Origin of the sequence: Micromonospora saelicesensis (genome assembly GCF_900091575.1) — a bacterium.
Taxonomy (GTDB): Bacteria; Actinomycetota; Actinomycetes; order Mycobacteriales; family Micromonosporaceae; genus Micromonospora; species Micromonospora saelicesensis.
This window is the reverse complement of record NZ_FMCR01000001.1, coordinates 83,531-102,476: the sequence shown is the minus strand read 5'-3', so window position 1 is coordinate 102,476 and position 18,946 is coordinate 83,531. Positions and strand designations below refer to the sequence as shown.

The window sequence follows — 18,946 nt, the reverse complement described above, 5'->3', positions numbered from 1 at the left end:
TTCGGTGGGGAGGCCACTACTTCCATGTTCGAGCACGATCATCACGCCCGGGGGCGCGATCTGTCGGTCAGGCGCGGGCGGCGGCGAGCACCTGGCCGACCAGGGCGCCCGAGGTGCCCGAACGCTCGTACTCGGGCCGGTTCAGGCTGCCACCCATCAGCGGCGCCGGGTTGCGGTGCACGGCCGGGCTGTCCGAGCTGACCAGGGCCGCGAAGTGGTACTCGTCGGCGCCGGTCGCCTCGACGATCCGGGCGATGTTGCGCGGGGTGATGCCACCGCCCGGCATGATGACGATCCGGCCGGCGGCCCGACGCACCAGGTCGGCGATGAGCGGAGCACCCTCCAGCACGCTGACCTCCTGACCCGAGGTGAGCACCCGGTGCACGCCCAGCTCGATCAGCTGCTCAAGCGCCGCGTGCGGGTCACGGGTCATGTCGAACGCCCGGTGGAAGGTGATGCTGGCGTCGCCCGCGGCGGCGATCAGCCGGCGGGTGGTCGGCACGTCGACGTCACCCTCGGCGGTCAACGCGCCGATCACGATGCCGTGCGCTCCGGCCGCCACCGCGGCCCGCACGTCCCGCTCCATGGCCTCGATCTCGAACGGCGAATAGATGAAGTCACCGGCCCGGGGACGGACGATCACGTGTACCCGGATCCGGCTGACCGCGCTCAGTGTCGTCTCGATGGTGCCCAGGCTGGGGGTCAGCCCGCCGTCGAAGAGCGCGGAGCACAACTCCACCCGGTCGGCGCCGGCCTCCTCGGCGGCGACCGCTCCCTCGACGCTGTCGATGCAGATCTCGAATGTGTTCATGATTCTTCCTTTTCCGTGCGAGGCGATGCCGCTTCGGTCCGAGACGATGCTGTGGTCCAGTCGATGACGGCCGTGACGGCACCAACGGGTACGCCGCCGCCGAGCACCGGCACCTGGCGCAGCGCGTCGGCCCCACCCACCGGTACGCCCACGGCGTCGAGGGCGGCGAGGGCGATGGCTGTGGTGGCTCGGGGCGAACCGTCGATCGCCTTCACTGCCACCGCGTGACCGTCCGGTGCGGCCACCCCGAGCACGCCTTCGGCCCCGCCCTTGGCGAGGACGCCGGGCAGCGCTCGCATCAGGTCGGTGTTCGGGTGCCCGTTCCAGCCGCCGACGTACTCCGGGTGCTGGCGCATGGCCTGCGCGACCAGCGCCTCGTCGCTGCCGGCGGGCGCGGTGACCAACGCCTGGAAGGTGCGGGCCAGGCCGGTCAACGACAGGCCGAACAGCGGTGCCCCGCAACCGTCGACCGCGTGGTGCGCGATCGGCGTGCCGGCCAGCCGGGCGACGGCGGCGGCGGTTTCCCGCTGGAGCGGGTGGTCGGGGTCGAGGTAGTCGTGGGTGCTCCAGGAGCGGGCGACGCAGGCGACGAGCATCGCGGCGTGCTTGCCGGAGCAGTTCATCCGGATCCGGTCGCGCTGCCCGCCGGCGCGGATCAGCCGGTCCCTGGTCGGTTCGTCCTCCGGCCAGTCCTCCGGGCAGCCGAGCGCGTCCTCGGTCAGGCCGGCCCCGGCCAGCATCGCCCGAACCACCTCGACGTGCCGGTCGTCGCCGGTGTGGCTGCCGGCGGCGAGGGCCAGCGCCGGGCCGGTCAGCTCGTCGCCCGCCGCGATCCGGCAGGCCAGTGCCTGCACCGGCTTGAGGGTGGAGCGGGGCAGCACCGGCTCGTCGGGAACGCCGGCGGCGAGGGCGACAGTCCCGTCCGGGGCGAGCACCACGACGCTGCCGTAGTGCCGGCTCTCGACGAAGCCGTTGCGCACGACCCGGGCCAGTTCGGCGTAGCGGAAGATGGTCACCGGGGGGTGTTCCCTTCGAGAAGTGGTGGGGGCAGCTCGGCGGTCCGCCGTCCGCGCCGGCCTCCGAAGCGGCCGTTGCGGGCCTGGAGTACGCGGGCGAACTTGGACAGCGAGGCGTTGACCACCAGGTAGATCAGCGCCACCACCAGGAACGTCTGGATCAGCAGGTGGGTGTACGAGGAGAGCACCTGCCCGCTGTAGAGCAGCTCGGTGTAGCTGACCACGAAGCCGAGCGAGGTGTCCTTGAGCAGCCCGACCAGTTGGCTGACCAGGGACGGGGCGAGTTGGAGCAGCGCCTGCGGCAGGACCACCAGCGCCATCACCTGCCCGCGGCGCAGCCCGACCGCGAGGCCGGCCTCGGTCTGCCCGCGGTCCAGCGCCAGGATGCCGGACCGGAAGATCTCCGCGAACGCCGCCGAGTTGGAGACCACCAGCGGCACCACGAGCTTCCAGAACAGCGGGAAGTTCAGCCCGTACTGCGGCAGCGCGAACAGCGTCACGTAGATCAGCAGCAGGGTGGGGACGGTCCGGAAGATCTCCACGTACGCGCCGGCCAGCCAGCGCAACGGGCGATGTGTCGACAGCCGGCCGAGCGCCAGCAACAGGCCGAGCGCGGCGCTGAGCACCGCGGTCGCGGCGGCGGCGCGCACCGTGGCCCAGAGGCCGTTGAGCAGGTACCGCCAGATGGGCCAGGTGGTGAACGGTTCCCACCGGGCGGCGGCCAACTCGCCGTGGCTGGCGAACTGGTACACGGCCGCGACCACGGCGCCGGCCAGGAGGATCGCGCCCAGCACTGTGGCGATCCGGATCCGGCGTTGGGCGCGCGGACCGGGCTCGTCGAAGAGGATCTGTTGCGTCTTGTTCATCGGACGATCGCCAGCCTTCGTTCGAGCAGGCCGGTGACCTGACCGATGATCAGCGCCAGCAGCATGTAGGCGAGACCCGCGCCGGTGAACACGGCGATCGGTTGCGCCTCGACCAGGTTCACGGTGTTGGCCGCCTGGGTCAGCTCGACCACGCCGACGGCGGCGGCCAGCGAGGTGTTCATCAGCAGCGCGATGCAGATGTTGCCGATCGGCTGGATCACCGCCCGGAGTCCCTGCGGCAGGATCACGTGCCGCAGGGACTGGCCGAAGGTGAGCCCGATGGCTCGGGCTGCCTCAGCCTGGCCCACACCGACAGTGTTGATCCCGGCGCGGATCGCCTCGGCCAGGTACGCCCCCTCGTACACCGCGATGACGATCGCGGCGGAGGTGAACAGCGGGAACGTGATGCCGATGGTCGGCAGCGCGAACACGAAGAGCACCAGTAGCGCCAGCAGCGGAAGGTTCTGGAACACCTCCACGTACGCGGTGCCGATGGCGCGCAGCAGCGGAACGGGGGCGATGCGCAGGGTGGCCACGACGATGCCCAGCAGCATCGCGCCGACGGTGGTCACGACGGTCAGTTCGACCGTCGTGACCAGGCCGTGGCCAAGCTCGCTCAGGTGGGAGGTGAGGGCTTCCATCGGTACGAGAGACTGCTCAGGAGCCGTCGGCGGAACCGAGGGCGGGCGGGGTGGGCGCCCCACCCTCCACCACCGAGCCGAGGGTGCCTTCCCAGACCTTCGCCCACGTGCCGTCGGCCTGGATCTTCTTCAGCCAGTTGTTGACGAACTCCTTGAACTGCGCGTCCTCCTTGTTGAGGCCGATGCCGTAGGCCTCGGTGGTGAAGGGCTCGCCCACCACCTTCATCCCCGGGTTCGCCTTGGCGCCCGAGGCGAGCAGCGTGAAGTCCTGCACGTACGCGTCGCCGCGCTTCTGCAGCAGCGCCTGCAACGCCTGCGGGTCGGTGCCGAAGGCGATCTGCTTCGAGCCGGGCGCGGCGGAGGGCAGCGCGGTGACGGCGGGGGTGTTCGCCCCGACGATCACGGTCTTGCCGGCGAGGTCCTTGACGCTCTTGATCGAGGTGTCGTCCTTGCGGACCCCGACGGCGAGGCCGGAGGTGAGGTACGGCCCGGCGAAGGCGACCTGGGTGGCCCGCTGCGGGGTGATCGTGTACGTCTGGAAGACCGCGTCCACCGACTTGGCCTGGAGCATGGCCTCCCGGGTCTGGGTGCCGATTGTCGTCGTCTTCACCTCGGGCTTGCCGATGATGTACTTCGCCAGCAACTTCGCCATGTCGGCGTCGAAGCCCTCGATGGTGCCGCTGACCGGGTTCTGCTGGGCGAGCAGCGGCGCGTCCAGGGATCCGCCGATGTTCAGGTAGCCGCGCTTGCGGATCGCCTCCATGGTGGAACCGGCCGGGATGTCCGCGTCGGTGGCCACCGGGGCGGCGTCGTACACCGACTGGGCGACCACGCCGTCGCCGCCCAGGCCGGGGTTGCCGGGCAGCGTCGGAGCGCTGCCGCCGCTGTCGCCGCCGCAGCCGGTGGCGGCGAGGGCCACCGCCACCGCGGTGGCGGTGAGGGCGAGCGACCGCCGCCCGGTGAAGCTCATCTTGAGGATTGACATGACACCCTCCCGTTGGGGGCTAGTGCTGGAGGATCTTGGATAGGAAGTCGCGGGCCCGCTCGGTGCGCGGAGCTGCGAAGAAGTCGTCGGGTGCGCCGGATTCGACGATCCGGCCGTCGTCCATGAAGACCACCCGGTCGGCTGCGCGACGGGCGAAGCCCATCTCGTGGGTCACCACGATCATGGTCATCCCCTCGGCGGCGAGGGAGACCATCACGTCGAGCACCTCGTTGACCATTTCGGGGTCGAGGGCCGAGGTCGGCTCGTCGAAGAGCAGCACCTTCGGCTGCATCGCCAGGGCTCGGGCGATCGCGGCCCGCTGCTGCTGCCCGCCGGAGAGCTGGGCCGGGTGGTGGTCTGCCTTGTCGGCGATACCGACGCGCTCCAGCAGGGCCATCGCCTGCTGCCGCGCCTCCGGTCGAGCGATCCGGCGGACCCGGGTGGGGCCGAGGGTGATGTTGTCCAGCACCGTCTTGTGGCCGAAGAGGTTGAAGGACTGGAAGACCATGCCGACATCGGCGCGCAGCCGGGCCAGCGCGCGGCCCTCGGCGGGCAGCGGCTCACCGTCGATCTCGATGCTGCCCTGCCCGACGGTCTCCAGCCGGTTGAGGCAGCGGCACAGCGTCGACTTGCCGGAGCCGGAGGGCCCCACCACGACGACCACCTCGCCGGCGGCCACCGTGAGGTCGATGTCCTTGAGCACGTGCAGCGGACCGAACCACTTGTTCAGGCCGCGTACCGACACCATCGGTCGGTTCGCACCCGTCGTCTCCGGTGCCACCAGACGGCCTCACTTCCTTCGACTACAAAACTAAGTCAGCTTCATATCGAACCAACAGCGTCATCTAAAGGTAGCCAGCAAACTAAGTCAACCGGTTGCTTGAACTAACTCCGGGTGCTAAGAAGCTGACGTGACGATTGACGACGCGCCACGCGATGCCCTCCGGGGCGGCCCCCGGGAGCTACTGCGCTGGGTGGCCACCGGTGCGGCCGTCAGTCGGGCCGACCTGTCCCGCCTCTCCGGGCTCTCCCCGTCGACGGTCTCGCAGCGGGTCGAGGCGTTGATCAGCCAGGGGTTGCTGGAGGAGGCCGGCGCCGGGCGGTCCCGGGGTGGGCGGCGACCCCGCCAACTCGCCGTGCCCACCGGCGGCGCCGTGGTCGGCGCCATCGACCTCGGCGCGCATCACGCCCGCGTCGGTGCACTGGATCTCTCCGGGCGGGTGGTCCAGGCCCGCACCCTGCCGGTCCGCATCGAGGACGGCCCGGAGGCGGTGCTCGGGGCGCTGCTGGCCGAGGTCGCCACGCTGGTGGACGGCGATCCGGCTACCTCGCGCGGCGGCTCGGCCACAGGTGCGCTCCGCGGCGTCGGCATCGGGATTCCCGGCCCGGTGCAGCACTCCACCGGGCGGATCGTCAGCCCGTCGCGGATGCCCGGCTGGAACGGCTTCGACGTCGCCGCGTTCTGCGCCGGCCGTGTCGACGTGCCGGTCATCGTGGACAACGACGCCAACCTGATGGCGCTCGGCGCGCACCGCACCGCTCATTCCGAGTTGGACCACGCCGTCTACATCAAGGCTGGCACCGGAATCGGCTCCGGTGTGATCTCCAGTGGACGGTTGCACCGGGGCGCGCAGGGATCGGCCGGGGACATCAGCCACTGCCGGGTGGTGGCCGATCCCGCGCCACCGTGCACCTGTGGCAACGCCGGTTGCCTGGAGGCGGTGGCCAGCGGCGCCGCACTGGTCACCGCGCTCCGGGAGCAGGGTGTGCCGGTCTCCGACCTGACCGGTGTGATCCGCCTGATCGACGACGGTGACAGGCAGGCCACCGCCCTCGCCCGGCAGGCCGGCCGCGCCGTCGGTGAGATCCTGGCCGTGGTGGTCAACTTCTTCAACCCGCAGGTGGTGGCCATAGGTGGTCGGCTCGCCGACTGCGAGCCGCTGCTGGCCAGCATGCGGGCCACCCTCTACGAGCGGTGCCTCCCGCTGGCCACCCAGACCCTGCTCATCGAACGGGTCGCCGCCGGCCAGGACCTCGGTATCACCGGCGCCGCCCACCTGGTGATCGACCACGTCGTAGCGGCCGCCTGACCTCGCTCAAACCGGTAGCGCTGATCACTGAGAGTGATCTGCCGCAGTTCGGCACGCCGGAAATGCGACCCTATGACCGGCCTCCGCCGCTGATCATCCTGACGGTTTCCTTACAGGCAGTCACTTAGCCTTCCGGTGTTCCTCACTCACCCGTGATTGCTCCTGGAGGTTTCGACGTGCGGATCAACGGACGGCTGCTCGTGCCGATCTCGTTGGCAGTGGTGCTGGCGACCGCCGCCTGTGGCCTGTCGGCACCGGCGTCCGGGCAGGCCGACGTCCCACGCTCCGGCCCGAGTACGCAGAGCTCAGCTCCGAGCCCCGGCGATACGCCGACCTCCAGTCCGACTCCGGAGATCCCGACCGACGCGCAGATCCCCACCAGGGCCGCCGGCACCTTCACCACCGCCACCGGCGCCGGTCGCGTGATCGGCAAGGGCAAGAAGCGGGTGCGCTACAGCGTCTCGGTGGAGAAGGGCATCGCCTGGGGTGACATCCCGGCCTGGAAGCCGGACCGGTTCGCCGCGAGCATCGAGCAGGTGTTGGCCGCACCGAACGGGTGGGCCACGTCCGCACAGCACCCGGTCACCAACGCCGCGGTGAACCTGACCCGGGCGTCGTGGTCCTTCCAGCGGGTCGGCACCTCGAAGGTCGACGTCGACGTGCGGCTCGCGACACCGAGGACAGTGGACAGGCTCTGCGGTGCGAGCGGTGTCGACACCGAGGGGGTCTATTCCTGCAAGTACGGCAAGACGATCATGATCAACCTGCGGCGTTGGCTCCAGGGTTCACCGGGATACCCGGTCAGCATCGACGAGTACCACGCCGGCGTGATCAATCACGAGTTCGGTCACTTCCTCGGCTTCGCCCACATGAAGTGTGGCGGTCGCGGCAAGCCGGCCCCGGTCATGATGACCCAGACCATCGACCTGGGCGGCTGCGTGCCCAACGTCAGCCCGTTCGTCGGCAACGGGCAGTTCGTCAGCGGACCGTGGGCACCGTCCTGACCTGGTGATCTCCGCCCCGGCCGCAACGTTCACGCCTTTGACGACGTGGCGGACTACCGCGCTCTTGCGGCCAGCGATTGAAGACTTCTTCAAGTGCTAAAGTCTTCGTATCGATCGGGAGGGTGCTCATGTCGGTCCCGCTGTACCAGGCGAAGGCGGAACTCTTCCGCACCCTCGGGCACCCGGTCCGCATCCGGGTCCTCGAACTGCTTCAGGACGGCCCGAAGCCGGTCCGCGACCTGCTCGCCGTCATTGAGGTCGAAGCCTCCAACCTCTCTCAGCAACTCGGAGTGCTGCGCCGCGCCGGAATGGTCACCTCACACCGTGACGGCCCCCTCGTCATGTACGCGCTCAGCACCCCGGACGTGGCCGACCTGCTGGCCGCCGGGCGCCGGATTCTCGGCGCGGTCCTCACCGACCGGGACGGCCTCCTCGGGGAGCTGCGCGCCACCGGCGCGGACAGGTGAGCGGCGCCATCCCGGTGGTCCGAGAGCGGCTCCTCGGGCTGCTGCCCGGCCGGGCCGACTGGGCCGCGGTGCACCGCTCGCCGCGCCGGGACCTGTTGGCCGGGCTCACCGTGGCGGTGGTGGCGCTACCGCTGGCCCTGGCGTTCGGTGTCACCTCCGGGCTGGGCGCCCAGGCTGGGTTGATCACCGCCGTGATCGCCGGTGCGGTGGCCGCTGTCTTCGGCGGCTCCAACCTCCAGGTATCCGGGCCGACCGGGGCGATGACCGTGGTGCTGGTGCCGGTGGTGCAGCAGTTCGGAGCCACCGGCGTGCTCATGGTCGGAGCGATGGCCGGCCTGGTGCTGATCGCGCTCGCCGTGGCCCGCCTGGGCCGGTACGTCCGCTACCTGCCCACGCCGGTGCTGGAGGGTTTCACCGCTGGCATCGCCGTGGTCATCGCGCTGCAACAGGTGCCCGCCGCACTCGGCGTCAGCGACGCGCACGGGGAGAAGGTCTGGGCCGTCGCCTTCGACGCGGTCAGCCGTTTCGTCGTACACCCGCAACCGGCCGCGCTCGCGGTGGCCGTCGCCGTCGCGGCGCTGATGCTGCTGGGTGCCCGGTGGCGACCCGGCCTGCCGTTCTCGCTGCTCGGCGTGGGGGCCGCCACCGTCCTCGCCGAGGTCATCCCGGTCAATCTGGTCCGAATCGGCGCGCTGCCGCAGGGCCTGCCCGTTCCCTCGCTCAGCTTCCTCGACCTCGGCGCGCTGGGCGTGCTGCTGCCCAGTGCTCTCGCCGTCGCCGCGCTCGCCGCCCTGGAGAGCCTGCTCTCCGCCACCGTCGCCGATGGCATGACCGTCGGTGAGCGGCACAACCCGGACCGGGAACTCTTCGGTCAGGGGCTGGCCAACCTGGCCGCGCCGCTCTTCGGCGGCATCCCGGCGACTGCCGCCATCGCCCGCACCGCGGTGAACGTCCGCGCCGGAGCGGCCTCGAAGCTGGCGGCCCTCACCCACGCCGTCGCCCTCGCCGCCATCGTGCTGGCCGCCGCGCCGTTGGTCGGCCGCATCCCGCTCGCCGCTCTTGCCGGCGTACTGCTGGCCACCACCATCCGCATGGTGGAGGCTGGCTCGCTGTGGGCGCTGGCCCGCGCCACCCGGGGCGACGCGATCGTGCTGGTACTCACCTTCGCCGTCACCGTGATCTGGGACCTCGTCACCGCCGTGGCGGTCGGCGTCGGCGTCGCCGTGGTGCTCGCCCTGCGCGCGGTGGCCCGCAGCGCCCGGCTGGAACAGGTGCCCCTCGACCCCGGTGAACACAGCGCGGAGGAGTATGCGCTGCTCACCGAACATATCGTTGCGTATCGGCTGGACGGGCCGCTCTTCTTCGCTGCGGCCCACACCTTTCTGCTCGAACTCTCCGAGGTCACCGACGTCCGTGTCGTCATCCTGCGGATGTCCCGGGTGACCACCATGGACGCAACCGGGGCGCACGTCCTCGGCGATGCGATCCGGCGGCTACGCGGACGCGGGATCACCGTCCTGCTCTCCGGTATCACCCCCGCCCACGACCAGGTACTCGCCACCCTCGGCGTGGCCGACGACCTGCGTCGAGAGAAATTGCTCTTCCCGGATACCCCCGCCGCCATCCGGTACGCCCGCACCGTGGCGCTCCCCGCGGCGAGGCACCCGACGGTCGTACCCGCCGATTGAGCGGTACGGCCGCCCGCTGTCCGCCGCCACGCTTCGTTCCCGCCGCCGTGCTCTGGGCGACCCGGAACGCCCGAAGCTCGCGGGTGGGGTCGACGATCAGCGTCGTAGGCTCGATGCGGACCTGGCGCAGGAGATCCGCCGCACCACCGCCTTGGGCATGCATGACGAACGCCTCGATGCGAACCGAGGCGCTCGACCTGCGCGACCTCGGCTGACCCGGAGTCGACTGTCAGCCGAGCGCGACGAGCGGGCGGACACGGCACTGCCCGGCGGGCGCGTCTCCGCGCCGGCCGGGCAGCTTTCCGATCCTGATCAGTTGCTGGCGGTCAGGCCCTGCAGACCCTTGAGCATCTCGGCGAAGTCGAAAGTCTCCGCCGTCGGCGGCGTCTCGATGGTCACCGCCTTGCCGTAGTCGGTGTAGTCCATCACCAGGTCACCAAGCGGGCCCATCTTCAGGGCCGCCCGGCGGGGCCGGTACTGCTCGTCGACCCACAGGTCGGTGGTGATGTCCTTGACGCCCATCTTGGTCATCTGCTGCTCGACGCCCGCCCGCAGCTTCTCGTCGATCTGCTGGAGGTAGGTCGCCATCGGCGTGGTGACGGTGTAGTGGACGGTGGCCGTCCCGTTCACCGTCTCCTGCCCGACCACCTTCGTGCCCTCGGTGGCGAGCAGCGTCTTGACCTGCTTGGTCGGGTCGATGTCCTCGAACTGCTTGCCGAAGTTCATCCCGGCCTGCTTGCCGGCGGCGCCCAGGTCCATCTTCATCCAGCGCTTGCCGTCCATCTCCGCGCGGTCCTCCGCCGGAATCTCGACGTAGATGACCGCGCCGACCATCCGGACGACCGTCGCGGCGCCCTTCTCGTCCGTCGTCGTCATCTCGGCCTTGACCGGGTCGCCGAGGTCGAGGACGCCCTTCATCGAGACCTTCTCGCCGCCCGCCGTGCCTGACATCGTCACGGTCACCGAGTCGCTCTTGTCGGTGGCCTCGGCGGTCTTCTGCAGCGACCCCTTCAGGTCACTGGCCAGCAGCTCCAGGACGCTGGGCTGTTTCGGCGACTCGGATCCGCCGGACGTCGTGCCGCACGCGGAGACAGCGAGCGCGGTGAGCGCCGAGACCGCCACCGCCACGGACTTCTTGCCAAATGACACGTACACGCCTCTTCCCGCAGGAATTCGGGCTCTCCCCGAATTGATCGACGACACGCTAGCCCACGCGACCGACATTCGCGGACCGTGTTTCGCCGACAACATCGTCGATGTTGGGGTGTCCGAGCCGGCGGGACACCCCAACATCGGCGATCCACTGTCGATCGCGAGCGGCGGTTACTCCGGGACGCGACGGTAGGCGCCGTCGCTGGCCGAGGTGGCCATCGAGGCGTACGCGCGCAGCGCCGCCGACACCGGGCGCTGCCGATCGGTCGGGGTGTACGGCTTGTCGCGCTTCTCCTCGGCCACCCGTCGTGCCTCCAGCTCCTCGGCGGGCACGTTCAGCTCGATCGACCGGCCCGGGATGTCGATGACGACCTCGTCGCCGTCGCGGACCAGGGCGATCAGCCCGCCGGAGGCCGCCTCGGGGGAGACGTGCCCGATGGAGAGCCCGGAGGTGCCACCGGAGAAACGGCCGTCGGTGAGCAGCGCACAGGAGCGGCCCAGCCCGCGTCCCTTGAGGAACGAGGTGGGGTAGAGCATCTCCTGCATGCCGGGGCCGCCCTTCGGCCCCTCGTACCGGATCACCACGACGTCCCCGGCGACCACCTGCTTGGCGAGGATCGCGGTCACCGCGTCGTCCTGCGACTCGTAGACCTTCGCCGGGCCACGGAAGGTCAGGCAGTCGTCGGGCACGCCAGCGGTCTTCACCACGCTGCCCTCGGGTGCCAGGTTGCCGTGCAGGATGGCCAGCCCACCGTCGGCGGAGTAGGCGTGCTCGCGGTCCCGGATGCAGCCGCCGGCCGCGTCGGTGTCCAGCGACGACCACCGGTTGGTGGTGGAGAACGGCTGGGTGGTGCGCACCCCACCGGGGGCGGCGTGGAACAGCTCGACAGCCGTCGGGGTGGGGGAGCCACCCCGCACGTCCCAGTCGGTCAGCCACTGCGCGAGGGAGGGGGAGTGCACGGCGTGCACGTCCCTGTTGAGCTGCCCGGCCCGGTCCAGTTCGCCGAGGATCGCCGGGATGCCGCCGGCCCGGTGCACGTCCTCCATGTGGTAGTTCGGCGAGTTCGGTGCGACCTTGGCCAGGCACGGCACCCGCCGGGAGATCGCGTCGATGTCGGTGACGCCGAAGTCCATCTCCGCCTCGCGGGCGGCGGCGAGCAGGTGCAGCACCGTGTTGGTGGAGCCGCCCATCGCCACGTCCAGGGCGACGGCGTTCTCGAAGGCGGCCTTGGAGGCGACAGTACGCGGCAGCACCGAGTCGTCGTCGCCGTCGTACCACCGCTTGGAGATCTCCACGACGGTCCGGCCGGCCTCGACGAAGAGCGACCGGCGGGCGGCGTGGGTGGCCAGCGTGGAACCGTTGCCGGGCAGCGCGAGCCCGATCGCCTCGGTGAGGCAGTTCATCGAGTTGGCGGTGAACATGCCGGAGCAGGAGCCGCAGGTCGGGCAGGCGGAGCGTTCGATCTCACCGAGCTGCTCGTCGGTGACCGCCTCGTTCGAGGAGGCGATCATCGCGTCGATCAGGTCGATCTTGCTGTGCACGACGCCCTCGATCGCCATCGTCTTGCCGGCCTCCATCGGGCCGCCGGAGACGAAGACGGTCGGGATGTTGAGCCGCAAGGCGGCCAGCAGCATCCCGGGGGTGATCTTGTCGCAGTTGGAGATGCAGACCAGGGCGTCCGCGCAGTGCGCGTTGACCATGTATTCGACCGCGTCGGCGATCAGCTCGCGGCTGGGCAGCGAGTAGAGCATGCCGCCGTGGCCCATCGCGATGCCGTCGTCGACCGCGATGGTGTTGAACTCCCGGCCCACCCCGCCGGCCTCGGCGACCGCGTCGGCGACCAGGCCACCCATGTCCTTGAGGTGTACGTGACCAGGCACGAACTGGGTGAAACTGTTGGCGATGGCGACGATCGGCTTGCCGAAATCGTCGTCGGTCATCCCGGTGGCCCGCCAGAGGGCCCGGGCGCCGGCCATCGTCCGACCGTGTGTGGAGGTCCTCGACCGCAGCTCAGGCATGCATACCAGCATGACACCGTCGGCGCGCCGGCCCACCCGGGTATCCGCCGTGTCCCAACAGATGCACACTCAGCCCCCCATGACGTGCGCCCATCCGGCACTCTTGGAGGCGTGCATTTTCCACCGGGCATGGTCGCTGTCGCGGCGCTCAGCGGGCTCGTCGCCGCGGTGGCCGCCGTGCTGCTGACCGTCGTCGCCCGGCGGCGGACGATGCCGCGTCGACCGGCGCACCTGCTGCTCGCGGCGGCCGCCGGTGTCGCAGTGCTCAGCCTCCTTGCCGGGGTGGTCGCCGCGCTCAGCGCGACCGACCACTGGGCCCACGAGCAGGGGCAGCGCACCGGTTGGGCGACAGCGGTGGCGATCGGCATGGCGGTGAGCGGGCTGGCCTTCGCCGCTGGTCTGCTCCGGCTGCCCGGGGTGGCCGCCACCGCGGCCGGAACGGCCCGGCTCGCCCTGGACGGGTTGGTCATGGCGGCGGCGCTGTGGTTCGTCGGTTGGGTGCTCTTCTCCGAGCCCACCCGGTTGCTCGGTGCCGCCACCCCGATGGCCTGCCCGGCGATCCTGCTGGCCACGGTGAGCGCCGCGCTCGGTGCCGGGCTCGTCGTGATCATCGTCTTCCGGGCCGCCACACCACGTCGACGGCTCGCCGCGCTGGGCGCCGGTATCAGCGCGGTGACCTGCGGCGGGCTGGGTCTCAGCGCCGGGCTCTGCCAGGCCGGGCCGACCATGGCGCTGACCGGTGCGGCGGTGCTCGCCGCCGGTCTGCTGACCGTCGCGCTCACGGTGTACCGGGCCGACCGGCCGGGGCAGATCGACCTTGACCTGGTCGGTAGCGACGGCGAGTACGCGATCGCCCCGATGCTGGCGATGGCCGCCTCGGCGATGTACCACCTCGCCCAGGACGGCCGTTTCACCGCGGCGGGCATCGTGGCCGGCAGCGTGGAGGGCTTCGCCCTGGTGGCACGGCAGTACCTCACCCTTCGCGACGTCCGGGGGTACGCGGGCCGCCTGGCCGAGCGGGAGGCGCACTTCCGGGAGCTGGCGCACACCGATCCGCTGACGTCGCTTGCCAACCGGCGCGGGCTGCTCCGGGCGCTGCACCGCAACGCCGCCGACCACAACCCGTGTGTGCTGCTCGGCCTCGACCTGGACGGCTTCAAGAACGTCAACGACATGCGGGGCCACGACGTGGGCGACGCCGTGCTGGCCGAGGTTGGCCGGCGGCTGCGCGGCAACCTGCGCCCCGGCGACGTGGCCGCCCGGCTGGGTGGCGACGAGTTCGCCGTACTCATGCAGGGCCGGCCGGTCGAGGCGGACCGGGTCGCCGAACGGCTCCTCGGGGTGCTCAACCGGCCCTACGACCAGCCGGAGGGGCCGGTCTTCCTGTCGGTGAGCATCGGGGTGGCCGACTGGGCCGACGAGCCGGACGTGGAGCTGCTGCTGCGCCACGCCGACCTGGCGTTGCGCTACGCCAAGCAGCGCGGCAAGAACCGGATCGAGCGGTACGACGCCGCGTACGACAAACTGCTGCGTCGGCGTACGACGGTGGAGCACGAACTGCGCGGGGCCATCGACCGCGACGAGCTGCGGTTGGCGTTCCAGCCGGTGGCGTCGCTGCCGTCGGTGCGGCCGGTCGGCGCCGAGGCGCTGCTCCGTTGGCACCATCCCGAGCTGGGCAACGTGCGTCCGGACGAGTTCATCCCGCTCGCCGAGGAGTGCGGCATGATCGCCCCGCTCGGTGCCTGGGTGCTGCATCAGGCCTGCTACCAGCTCTCCCGGTGGCTGGCGGACGGGCACGACGTCTGGGTGTCGGTCAACGTCTCCCCGCGCGAGCTGCACGCCCCGGAGTACGTGGTCCAGGTCGCGGAGGCGCTGCGCGCCCACCACGTGCCGCCGCAGCGGCTGGTGCTGGAGGTCACCGAGCACGCCGTCGCCACCGACCTGGACGAGCTGATCCGGCGGCTCACCGCGCTGCGGTTGACCGGTGTCCGGATCGCGCTGGACGACTTCGGGGCCGGCTACTCGTCGCTGGGGCAGCTGCGCCGGTTGCCGATCGACATCCTCAAGATCGACCACAGTCTGGTCGCCGAGCACGAGCCGGTCCGCCCGGTCGGCCAGGACGGCCCGGCGTTCGCTCCGATGGTCGACATCGTCATGCGCCTGGGCCACCAGTTGGGGCTGGAGGTGATCGCCGAGGGGGTGACCACCCCGACCGAGTTGGCCGCGGTGGTGGCCGCCGGTTGCCGCTTCGGTCAGGGCGCGCTCTTCGGCTGGGGGGTGCCGGCCGAGCACCTGGAGGCGATGCTGGAGGCGGCCACGTCCCCGGGTGCGCGTCCCGCTCCGGCGCCCGCGCCACGCCGTGCTCCGGGTGGGTCCGGGCAGCTCACCCCGCCTGCCGATGGCGCGTCGCCGGCTGACGCGCCGACCTCCGTTAACCAACATGTGGGATCAGTTGACTCATCGCGTGAGATGCGTCAGGCTTAGCCGCATGTCGTCGTACCGGTCGCTGCGAGTACTTACCTGAGCGCACTCTCCCTCACCGAGAGTGCGCTGGCCCCGTGCATCTGCACGAGGGCCGTTTTTATTGCCATCGGAACCTGGCGAGGCGGGCCCCGCCCGCGTCGCATCGCTTGACTAGCCACCAGCCACTCCAGCCGAAGGCCAGAACCGCCATGACGAGACCCACGCCCGAGACCCTCGCCCACACCGCCCGCCGGGCCCGCGCGGCCGCCGACCCGACCGTCGACGCCGACCAGGCCGCCACGCGCACGGCCACCCCGGCCGTCCCGGCGGTACGGCCCGCCGCCGCGACCCCGATCTCCGGGGCCAGCTCACTCGTGCGGTCTCTTGAGGCGCTCGAGGTCGACGTCGTCTTCGGCATTCCGGGCGGCGCGATCCTGCCGGCGTACGACCCGCTCTACGACTCGACGGTCCGGCACATCCTGGTGCGGCACGAGCAGGGCGCGGGGCACGCGGCGACCGGCTACGCGCAGGCCACCGGCAAGGTCGGCGTCTGCATCGCCACCTCTGGGCCGGGCGCGACGAACCTGGTCACCCCGATCGCGGACGCGTACATGGACTCGGTGGCGATGGTGGCGATCACCGGGCAGGTGGCCAGCCCGTTGATCGGCACCGACGGCTTCCAGGAAGCGGACATCCAGGGCATCACCCTGCCGATCACCAAGCACAACTTCCTCGTGCAGAACGCCGAGGAGATCCCCCGGGTGCTGGCCGAGGCGTTCCACCTGGCCAGCAGCGGGCGACCCGGCCCGGTGCTGGTCGACATCCCCAAGGACGTGCTCCAGGCGTCGACCACCTTCTCCTGGCCGCCCACCCTCGACCTGCCCGGCTACCGGCCCACCCTGCACCCGCACGGCAAGCAGATCCGGGAGGCGGCGCGGCTGATGGCCGCAGCCCGACGGCCGGTGCTCTACGTGGGCGGCGGGGTGCTCAAGGCCGGTGCCACCGACGGGCTGCGCCGGCTGGCCGAGCTGACCGGCATCCCGGTCGTCACCACGCTGATGGCGCTCGGCGCGTTCCCCGACTCGCACCAGCAGCACCTCGGGATGCCCGGCATGCACGGCACTGTCGCCGCGGTCTACGGCCTGCAGAAGGCGGATCTGATCGTCGCGCTGGGCGCACGCTTCGACGACCGGGTCACCGGCAAACTGGACTCGTTCGCCCCGGACGCGGCAGTGGTGCACGCGGACATCGACCCCGCCGAGATCGGCAAGAACCGGCACGTGGACGTCCCGATCGTCGGCGACGCCAAGCACGTCATCGACGAGCTGATCGCCGCGGTCACCGCCGAGCGGTCGGCGGGGCGCACCGCCGACCTCGGTGACTGGTGGACGCAGCTCGACGACCTGCGCAACCGTTACCCGCTGGGCTACGACGAGCCGGTCGACGGGACCCTGTCCCCGCAGTACGTGATCAAGCGGCTGGGCGAGATCGTCGGCCCGGACGCGATCTTCGTGGCCGGGGTGGGCCAGCACCAGATGTGGGCGTCGCAGTTCATCTCCTACGAGAAGCCGTACACCTGGTTGAATTCCGGCGGCCTCGGCACGATGGGCTACGCGGTGCCGGCGGCGATGGGCGCCAAGGTCGGCAAGCCGGACACTGTGGTCTGGGCGGTGGACGGGGACGGCTGCTTCCAGATGACCAACCAGGAATTGGCCACCTGCGCGTTGGAGGGCATCCCGGTCAAGATCGCCGTCATCAACAACGGCAATCTCGGCATGGTCCGACAGTGGCAGACGCTCTTCTACAACGAGCGCTACTCCAACACCGAGCTCGGCACCCACAAGCACCGCATCCCCGACTTCGTCAAGCTCGCCGAGGCCCTGGGCTGTGTCGGGCTGCGGTGCGAGAGCGCGGATGACGTGGACAAGACCATCGCCGCTGCCATGGAGATCAACGACGCGCCCGTGGTGATCGACTTCGTGGTCGGCAAGGACGCGATGGTCTGGCCGATGGTCGCCGCCGGCACCAGCAATGACGAGATCATGTTCGCCCGTGGCGTCCGCCCGGCCTTCGACGAGGATGACATTTAATGACCATGCACACCCTGTCCGTGCTGGTGGAGAACAAGCCGGGCGTGCTCGCCCGGGTCTCCGGCCTGTTCTCCCGGCGCGGGTTCAACATCGACAGCCTCGCCGTCGGCGAGACCGAGAACCCGGACGTCTCCCGGATCACCATCGTGGTCAACGCGGAGTCGTCCCCCCTGGAGCAGGTCACCAAGCAGCTGAACAAGCTGGTCAACGTGCTCAAGATCGTTGAGCTGGATCCCCAGGTGTCGGTCGCCCGGGAGTTGCTGCTGGTGAAGGTTCGCGCCGACCGGTCCGCGCGGTCGCAGGTGCTGGAGACCGTCAACCTGTTCCGTGCCCGGGTGGTCGACGTCGCACCGGACACGCTGACCATCGAGGCCACCGGCACTCCGGACAAGCTCGATGCGCTGCTACGCGACCTCGAGGCCTTCGGCATCAAGGAAATGGTCCAGTCCGGGCTGGTGGCCATCGGGCGCGGCTCGCGTTCGATCACCGCCGGCCCCGCGCTTCGGGCCGCCTGACCCGCCGCCGGTCGGCCCTCCGCCGGCCGTCCCGGAATTCATCCGCACAGACCACGACGGGCCGCCCCGGCCGTCGTACGAAAGGGAAGTTCTCATGAGCGTTGAGGTGTACTACGACGACGATGCCGACCTCGGCCTGATCCAGGCCAAGAAGGTCGCGGTGATCGGTTACGGCAGCCAGGGCCACGCCCACGCGCTGTCGCTGCGTGACTCCGGCGTCGACGTGGTGATCGGTCTGCCGGAGGGCTCGAAGAGCCGTCCCAAGGCTGAGGAGCAGGGCCTGCGGGTGGTCACGCCCGCACAGGCCGCCGCCGAGGCCGATGTGATCATGGTGCTCGCACCGGACACCGCCCAGCGTGGGATCTACGCGGAGTCGATCGCCCCGCACCTCGCCCCCGGCAAGGCGATCTTCTTCGGCCACGGCTTCAACATCCGGTACGGCCTGATCAAGCCGCCGGCCGAGGTGGACGTGGCGATGGTCGCGCCCAAGGGCCCCGGCCACCTGGTCCGCCGCCAGTACAGCGACGGCAAGGGCGTGCCCTGTCTCGTCGCCGTCGAGCAGGACGCCAGCGGCAACGCGCTCGCGCTCGCCCTCGCGTACGCCAAGGGGATCGGCGGCACCCGGGCCGGCGCGATCAAGACCACCTTCACCGAGGAGACCGAGACCGACCTCTTCGGCGAGCAGGCGGTGCTCTGCGGCGGGGCCTCGGCGCTGGTGCAGACCGGTTTCGAGGTGCTCACCGAGGCGGGCTACGCCCCGGAGGTCGCCTACTTCGAGTGCCTGCACGAGCTGAAGCTGATCGTCGACCTCATGTACGAGGGCGGCATCGCGAAGATGCGCTACAGCATCTCCGACACCGCCGAGTACGGCGACCTCTCCCGTGGCTCGCGCATCATCGACTCCCGGGTCAAGGACGAGATGCGCAAGATCCTGGGTGAGATCCAGTCCGGCGAGTTCGCCCGCGAGTGGGTCGCCGAGGACGAGGCCGGCCGGCCAAACTTCACCAAGTGGCAGGCCGAGGGTGCGGCGCACCCGATCGAGGAGACCGGCAGGAAGCTGCGCGGCATGATGAGCTGGGTCGACCGCCCGATCACCGAGACCGCCTGACACGTCCGACCAAGAGCGGTCCACCGGCGGC

The 18,946-nt window shown here is 70.7% G+C and carries 16 protein-coding genes; 8 read left to right on the top strand and 8 right to left on the bottom strand.

Annotation, left to right across the window (positions count from 1 at the left end; all coding sequences use genetic code 11):
- Positions 1 to 67: 67 nt before the first annotated feature.
- From GA0070561_RS00480 to GA0070561_RS00455, 6 genes are read right to left on the bottom strand one after another with little or no spacing between them, the layout of a single operon-like run.
- The gene (locus GA0070561_RS00480) at positions 68 to 811 is read right to left on the bottom strand and encodes a copper homeostasis protein CutC (RefSeq protein WP_091393223.1); all 744 of its coding nucleotides are present in this window, start codon (positions 809 to 811) and stop codon (positions 68 to 70) included.
- Entirely contained in the window at positions 808 to 1,827 is a 1,020-nt protein-coding gene (locus tag GA0070561_RS00475; protein ID WP_091393219.1) for an asparaginase, read from the bottom strand. Before GA0070561_RS00475 ends, GA0070561_RS00480 begins: the two co-directional genes overlap by 4 nt.
- On the bottom strand, positions 1,824 to 2,693 hold the full coding sequence (locus GA0070561_RS00470; protein ID WP_091393218.1) for an amino acid ABC transporter permease: 870 nt from the start codon (positions 2,691 to 2,693) through the stop codon (positions 1,824 to 1,826). The genes GA0070561_RS00475 and GA0070561_RS00470 overlap by 4 nt, the downstream gene beginning before the upstream one ends.
- A complete protein-coding gene (locus GA0070561_RS00465) occupies positions 2,690 to 3,334 on the bottom strand; it encodes an amino acid ABC transporter permease (protein WP_091393215.1) in 645 nt (214 codons plus the stop codon). The genes GA0070561_RS00470 and GA0070561_RS00465 overlap by 4 nt, the downstream gene beginning before the upstream one ends.
- Positions 3,335 to 3,350: 16 nt before the next feature.
- A complete protein-coding gene (locus GA0070561_RS00460) occupies positions 3,351 to 4,319 on the bottom strand; it encodes a glutamate ABC transporter substrate-binding protein (protein ID WP_208603664.1) in 969 nt (322 codons plus the stop codon).
- Positions 4,320 to 4,338: 19 nt separating this feature from the next.
- Entirely contained in the window at positions 4,339 to 5,067 is a 729-nt protein-coding gene (locus GA0070561_RS00455) for an amino acid ABC transporter ATP-binding protein (RefSeq protein WP_091397082.1), read from the bottom strand.
- A gap of 163 nt (positions 5,068 to 5,230) precedes the next feature.
- Here GA0070561_RS00455 and GA0070561_RS00450 point away from each other — a divergent pair, with 163 nt between their 5' ends.
- The 4 genes from GA0070561_RS00450 to GA0070561_RS00435 all read left to right on the top strand — a co-directional run bounded on the left by GA0070561_RS00450 (position 5,231) and on the right by GA0070561_RS00435 (position 9,568).
- Positions 5,231 to 6,409, top strand: a complete 1,179-nt coding sequence (locus GA0070561_RS00450) for an ROK family transcriptional regulator (protein ID WP_208603663.1) — start codon at positions 5,231 to 5,233, stop codon at positions 6,407 to 6,409.
- 176 nt (positions 6,410 to 6,585) lie between these two features.
- Positions 6,586 to 7,413 (top strand): DUF3152 domain-containing protein, encoded by an 828-nt coding sequence (locus tag GA0070561_RS00445; protein WP_167362314.1) that lies wholly within the window; start codon positions 6,586 to 6,588, stop codon positions 7,411 to 7,413.
- 128 nt (positions 7,414 to 7,541) lie between these two features.
- Entirely contained in the window at positions 7,542 to 7,880 is a 339-nt protein-coding gene (locus tag GA0070561_RS00440) for an ArsR/SmtB family transcription factor (protein ID WP_091393210.1), read from the top strand.
- Positions 7,877 to 9,568, top strand: coding sequence for a SulP family inorganic anion transporter (locus GA0070561_RS00435; protein WP_091393207.1), 1,692 nt, complete (start codon positions 7,877 to 7,879; stop codon positions 9,566 to 9,568). Before GA0070561_RS00440 ends, GA0070561_RS00435 begins: the two co-directional genes overlap by 4 nt.
- Positions 9,569 to 9,880: 312 nt before the next feature.
- Here GA0070561_RS00435 and GA0070561_RS00430 read toward each other — a convergent pair whose 3' ends face one another.
- Both GA0070561_RS00430 and ilvD read right to left on the bottom strand, forming a co-directional pair.
- Positions 9,881 to 10,717 (bottom strand): SCO4651 family lipoprotein, encoded by an 837-nt coding sequence (locus GA0070561_RS00430; RefSeq protein ID WP_141710289.1) that lies wholly within the window; start codon positions 10,715 to 10,717, stop codon positions 9,881 to 9,883.
- A 174-nt stretch (positions 10,718 to 10,891) separates the two neighbouring features.
- Entirely contained in the window at positions 10,892 to 12,739 is a 1,848-nt protein-coding gene (gene ilvD, locus GA0070561_RS00425) for a dihydroxy-acid dehydratase (protein WP_091397075.1), read from the bottom strand.
- Between the two features lie 129 nt (positions 12,740 to 12,868).
- Here ilvD and GA0070561_RS00420 point away from each other — a divergent pair, with 129 nt between their 5' ends.
- The 4 genes from GA0070561_RS00420 to ilvC all read left to right on the top strand — a co-directional run bounded on the left by GA0070561_RS00420 (position 12,869) and on the right by ilvC (position 18,915).
- On the top strand, positions 12,869 to 15,223 hold the full coding sequence (locus GA0070561_RS00420; protein ID WP_373861565.1) for a putative bifunctional diguanylate cyclase/phosphodiesterase: 2,355 nt from the start codon (positions 12,869 to 12,871) through the stop codon (positions 15,221 to 15,223).
- 188 nt (positions 15,224 to 15,411) lie between these two features.
- On the top strand, positions 15,412 to 17,292 hold the full coding sequence (locus tag GA0070561_RS00415) for an acetolactate synthase large subunit (RefSeq protein WP_091393198.1): 1,881 nt from the start codon (positions 15,412 to 15,414) through the stop codon (positions 17,290 to 17,292).
- On the top strand, positions 17,292 to 17,807 hold the full coding sequence (ilvN, locus tag GA0070561_RS00410) for an acetolactate synthase small subunit (RefSeq protein ID WP_088946549.1): 516 nt from the start codon (positions 17,292 to 17,294) through the stop codon (positions 17,805 to 17,807). Before GA0070561_RS00415 ends, ilvN begins: the two co-directional genes overlap by 1 nt.
- 94 nt (positions 17,808 to 17,901) lie before the next feature.
- A complete protein-coding gene (gene ilvC, locus GA0070561_RS00405) occupies positions 17,902 to 18,915 on the top strand; it encodes a ketol-acid reductoisomerase (RefSeq protein WP_091393194.1) in 1,014 nt (337 codons plus the stop codon).
- The last annotated feature ends 31 nt before the right edge of the window (positions 18,916 to 18,946 follow it).

Excerpts from the sequence above, each read along its gene's own strand:
- ilvD (WP_091397075.1), bottom strand. The coding sequence starts at position 12,739 with ATGCCTGAGCTGCGGTCGAGGACCTCCACACACGGTCGGACGATGGCC.
- GA0070561_RS00415 (WP_091393198.1), top strand. The coding sequence starts at position 15,412 with ATGACGAGACCCACGCCCGAGACCCTCGCCCACACCGCCCGCCGGGCC.
- GA0070561_RS00440 (WP_091393210.1), top strand. The coding sequence starts at position 7,542 with ATGTCGGTCCCGCTGTACCAGGCGAAGGCGGAACTCTTCCGCACCCTC.
- ilvC (WP_091393194.1), top strand. The coding sequence starts at position 17,902 with ATGAGCGTTGAGGTGTACTACGACGACGATGCCGACCTCGGCCTGATC.
- GA0070561_RS00465 (WP_091393215.1), bottom strand. The coding sequence starts at position 3,334 with ATGGAAGCCCTCACCTCCCACCTGAGCGAGCTTGGCCACGGCCTGGTC.
- GA0070561_RS00420 (WP_373861565.1), top strand. The coding sequence starts at position 12,869 with ATGGTCGCTGTCGCGGCGCTCAGCGGGCTCGTCGCCGCGGTGGCCGCC.
- GA0070561_RS00470 (WP_091393218.1), bottom strand. The coding sequence starts at position 2,693 with ATGAACAAGACGCAACAGATCCTCTTCGACGAGCCCGGTCCGCGCGCC.
- GA0070561_RS00480 (WP_091393223.1), bottom strand. The coding sequence starts at position 811 with ATGAACACATTCGAGATCTGCATCGACAGCGTCGAGGGAGCGGTCGCC.
- GA0070561_RS00460 (WP_208603664.1), bottom strand. The coding sequence starts at position 4,319 with ATGTCAATCCTCAAGATGAGCTTCACCGGGCGGCGGTCGCTCGCCCTC.
- GA0070561_RS00455 (WP_091397082.1), bottom strand. The coding sequence starts at position 5,067 with ATGGTGTCGGTACGCGGCCTGAACAAGTGGTTCGGTCCGCTGCACGTG.
- ilvN (WP_088946549.1), top strand. The coding sequence starts at position 17,292 with ATGACCATGCACACCCTGTCCGTGCTGGTGGAGAACAAGCCGGGCGTG.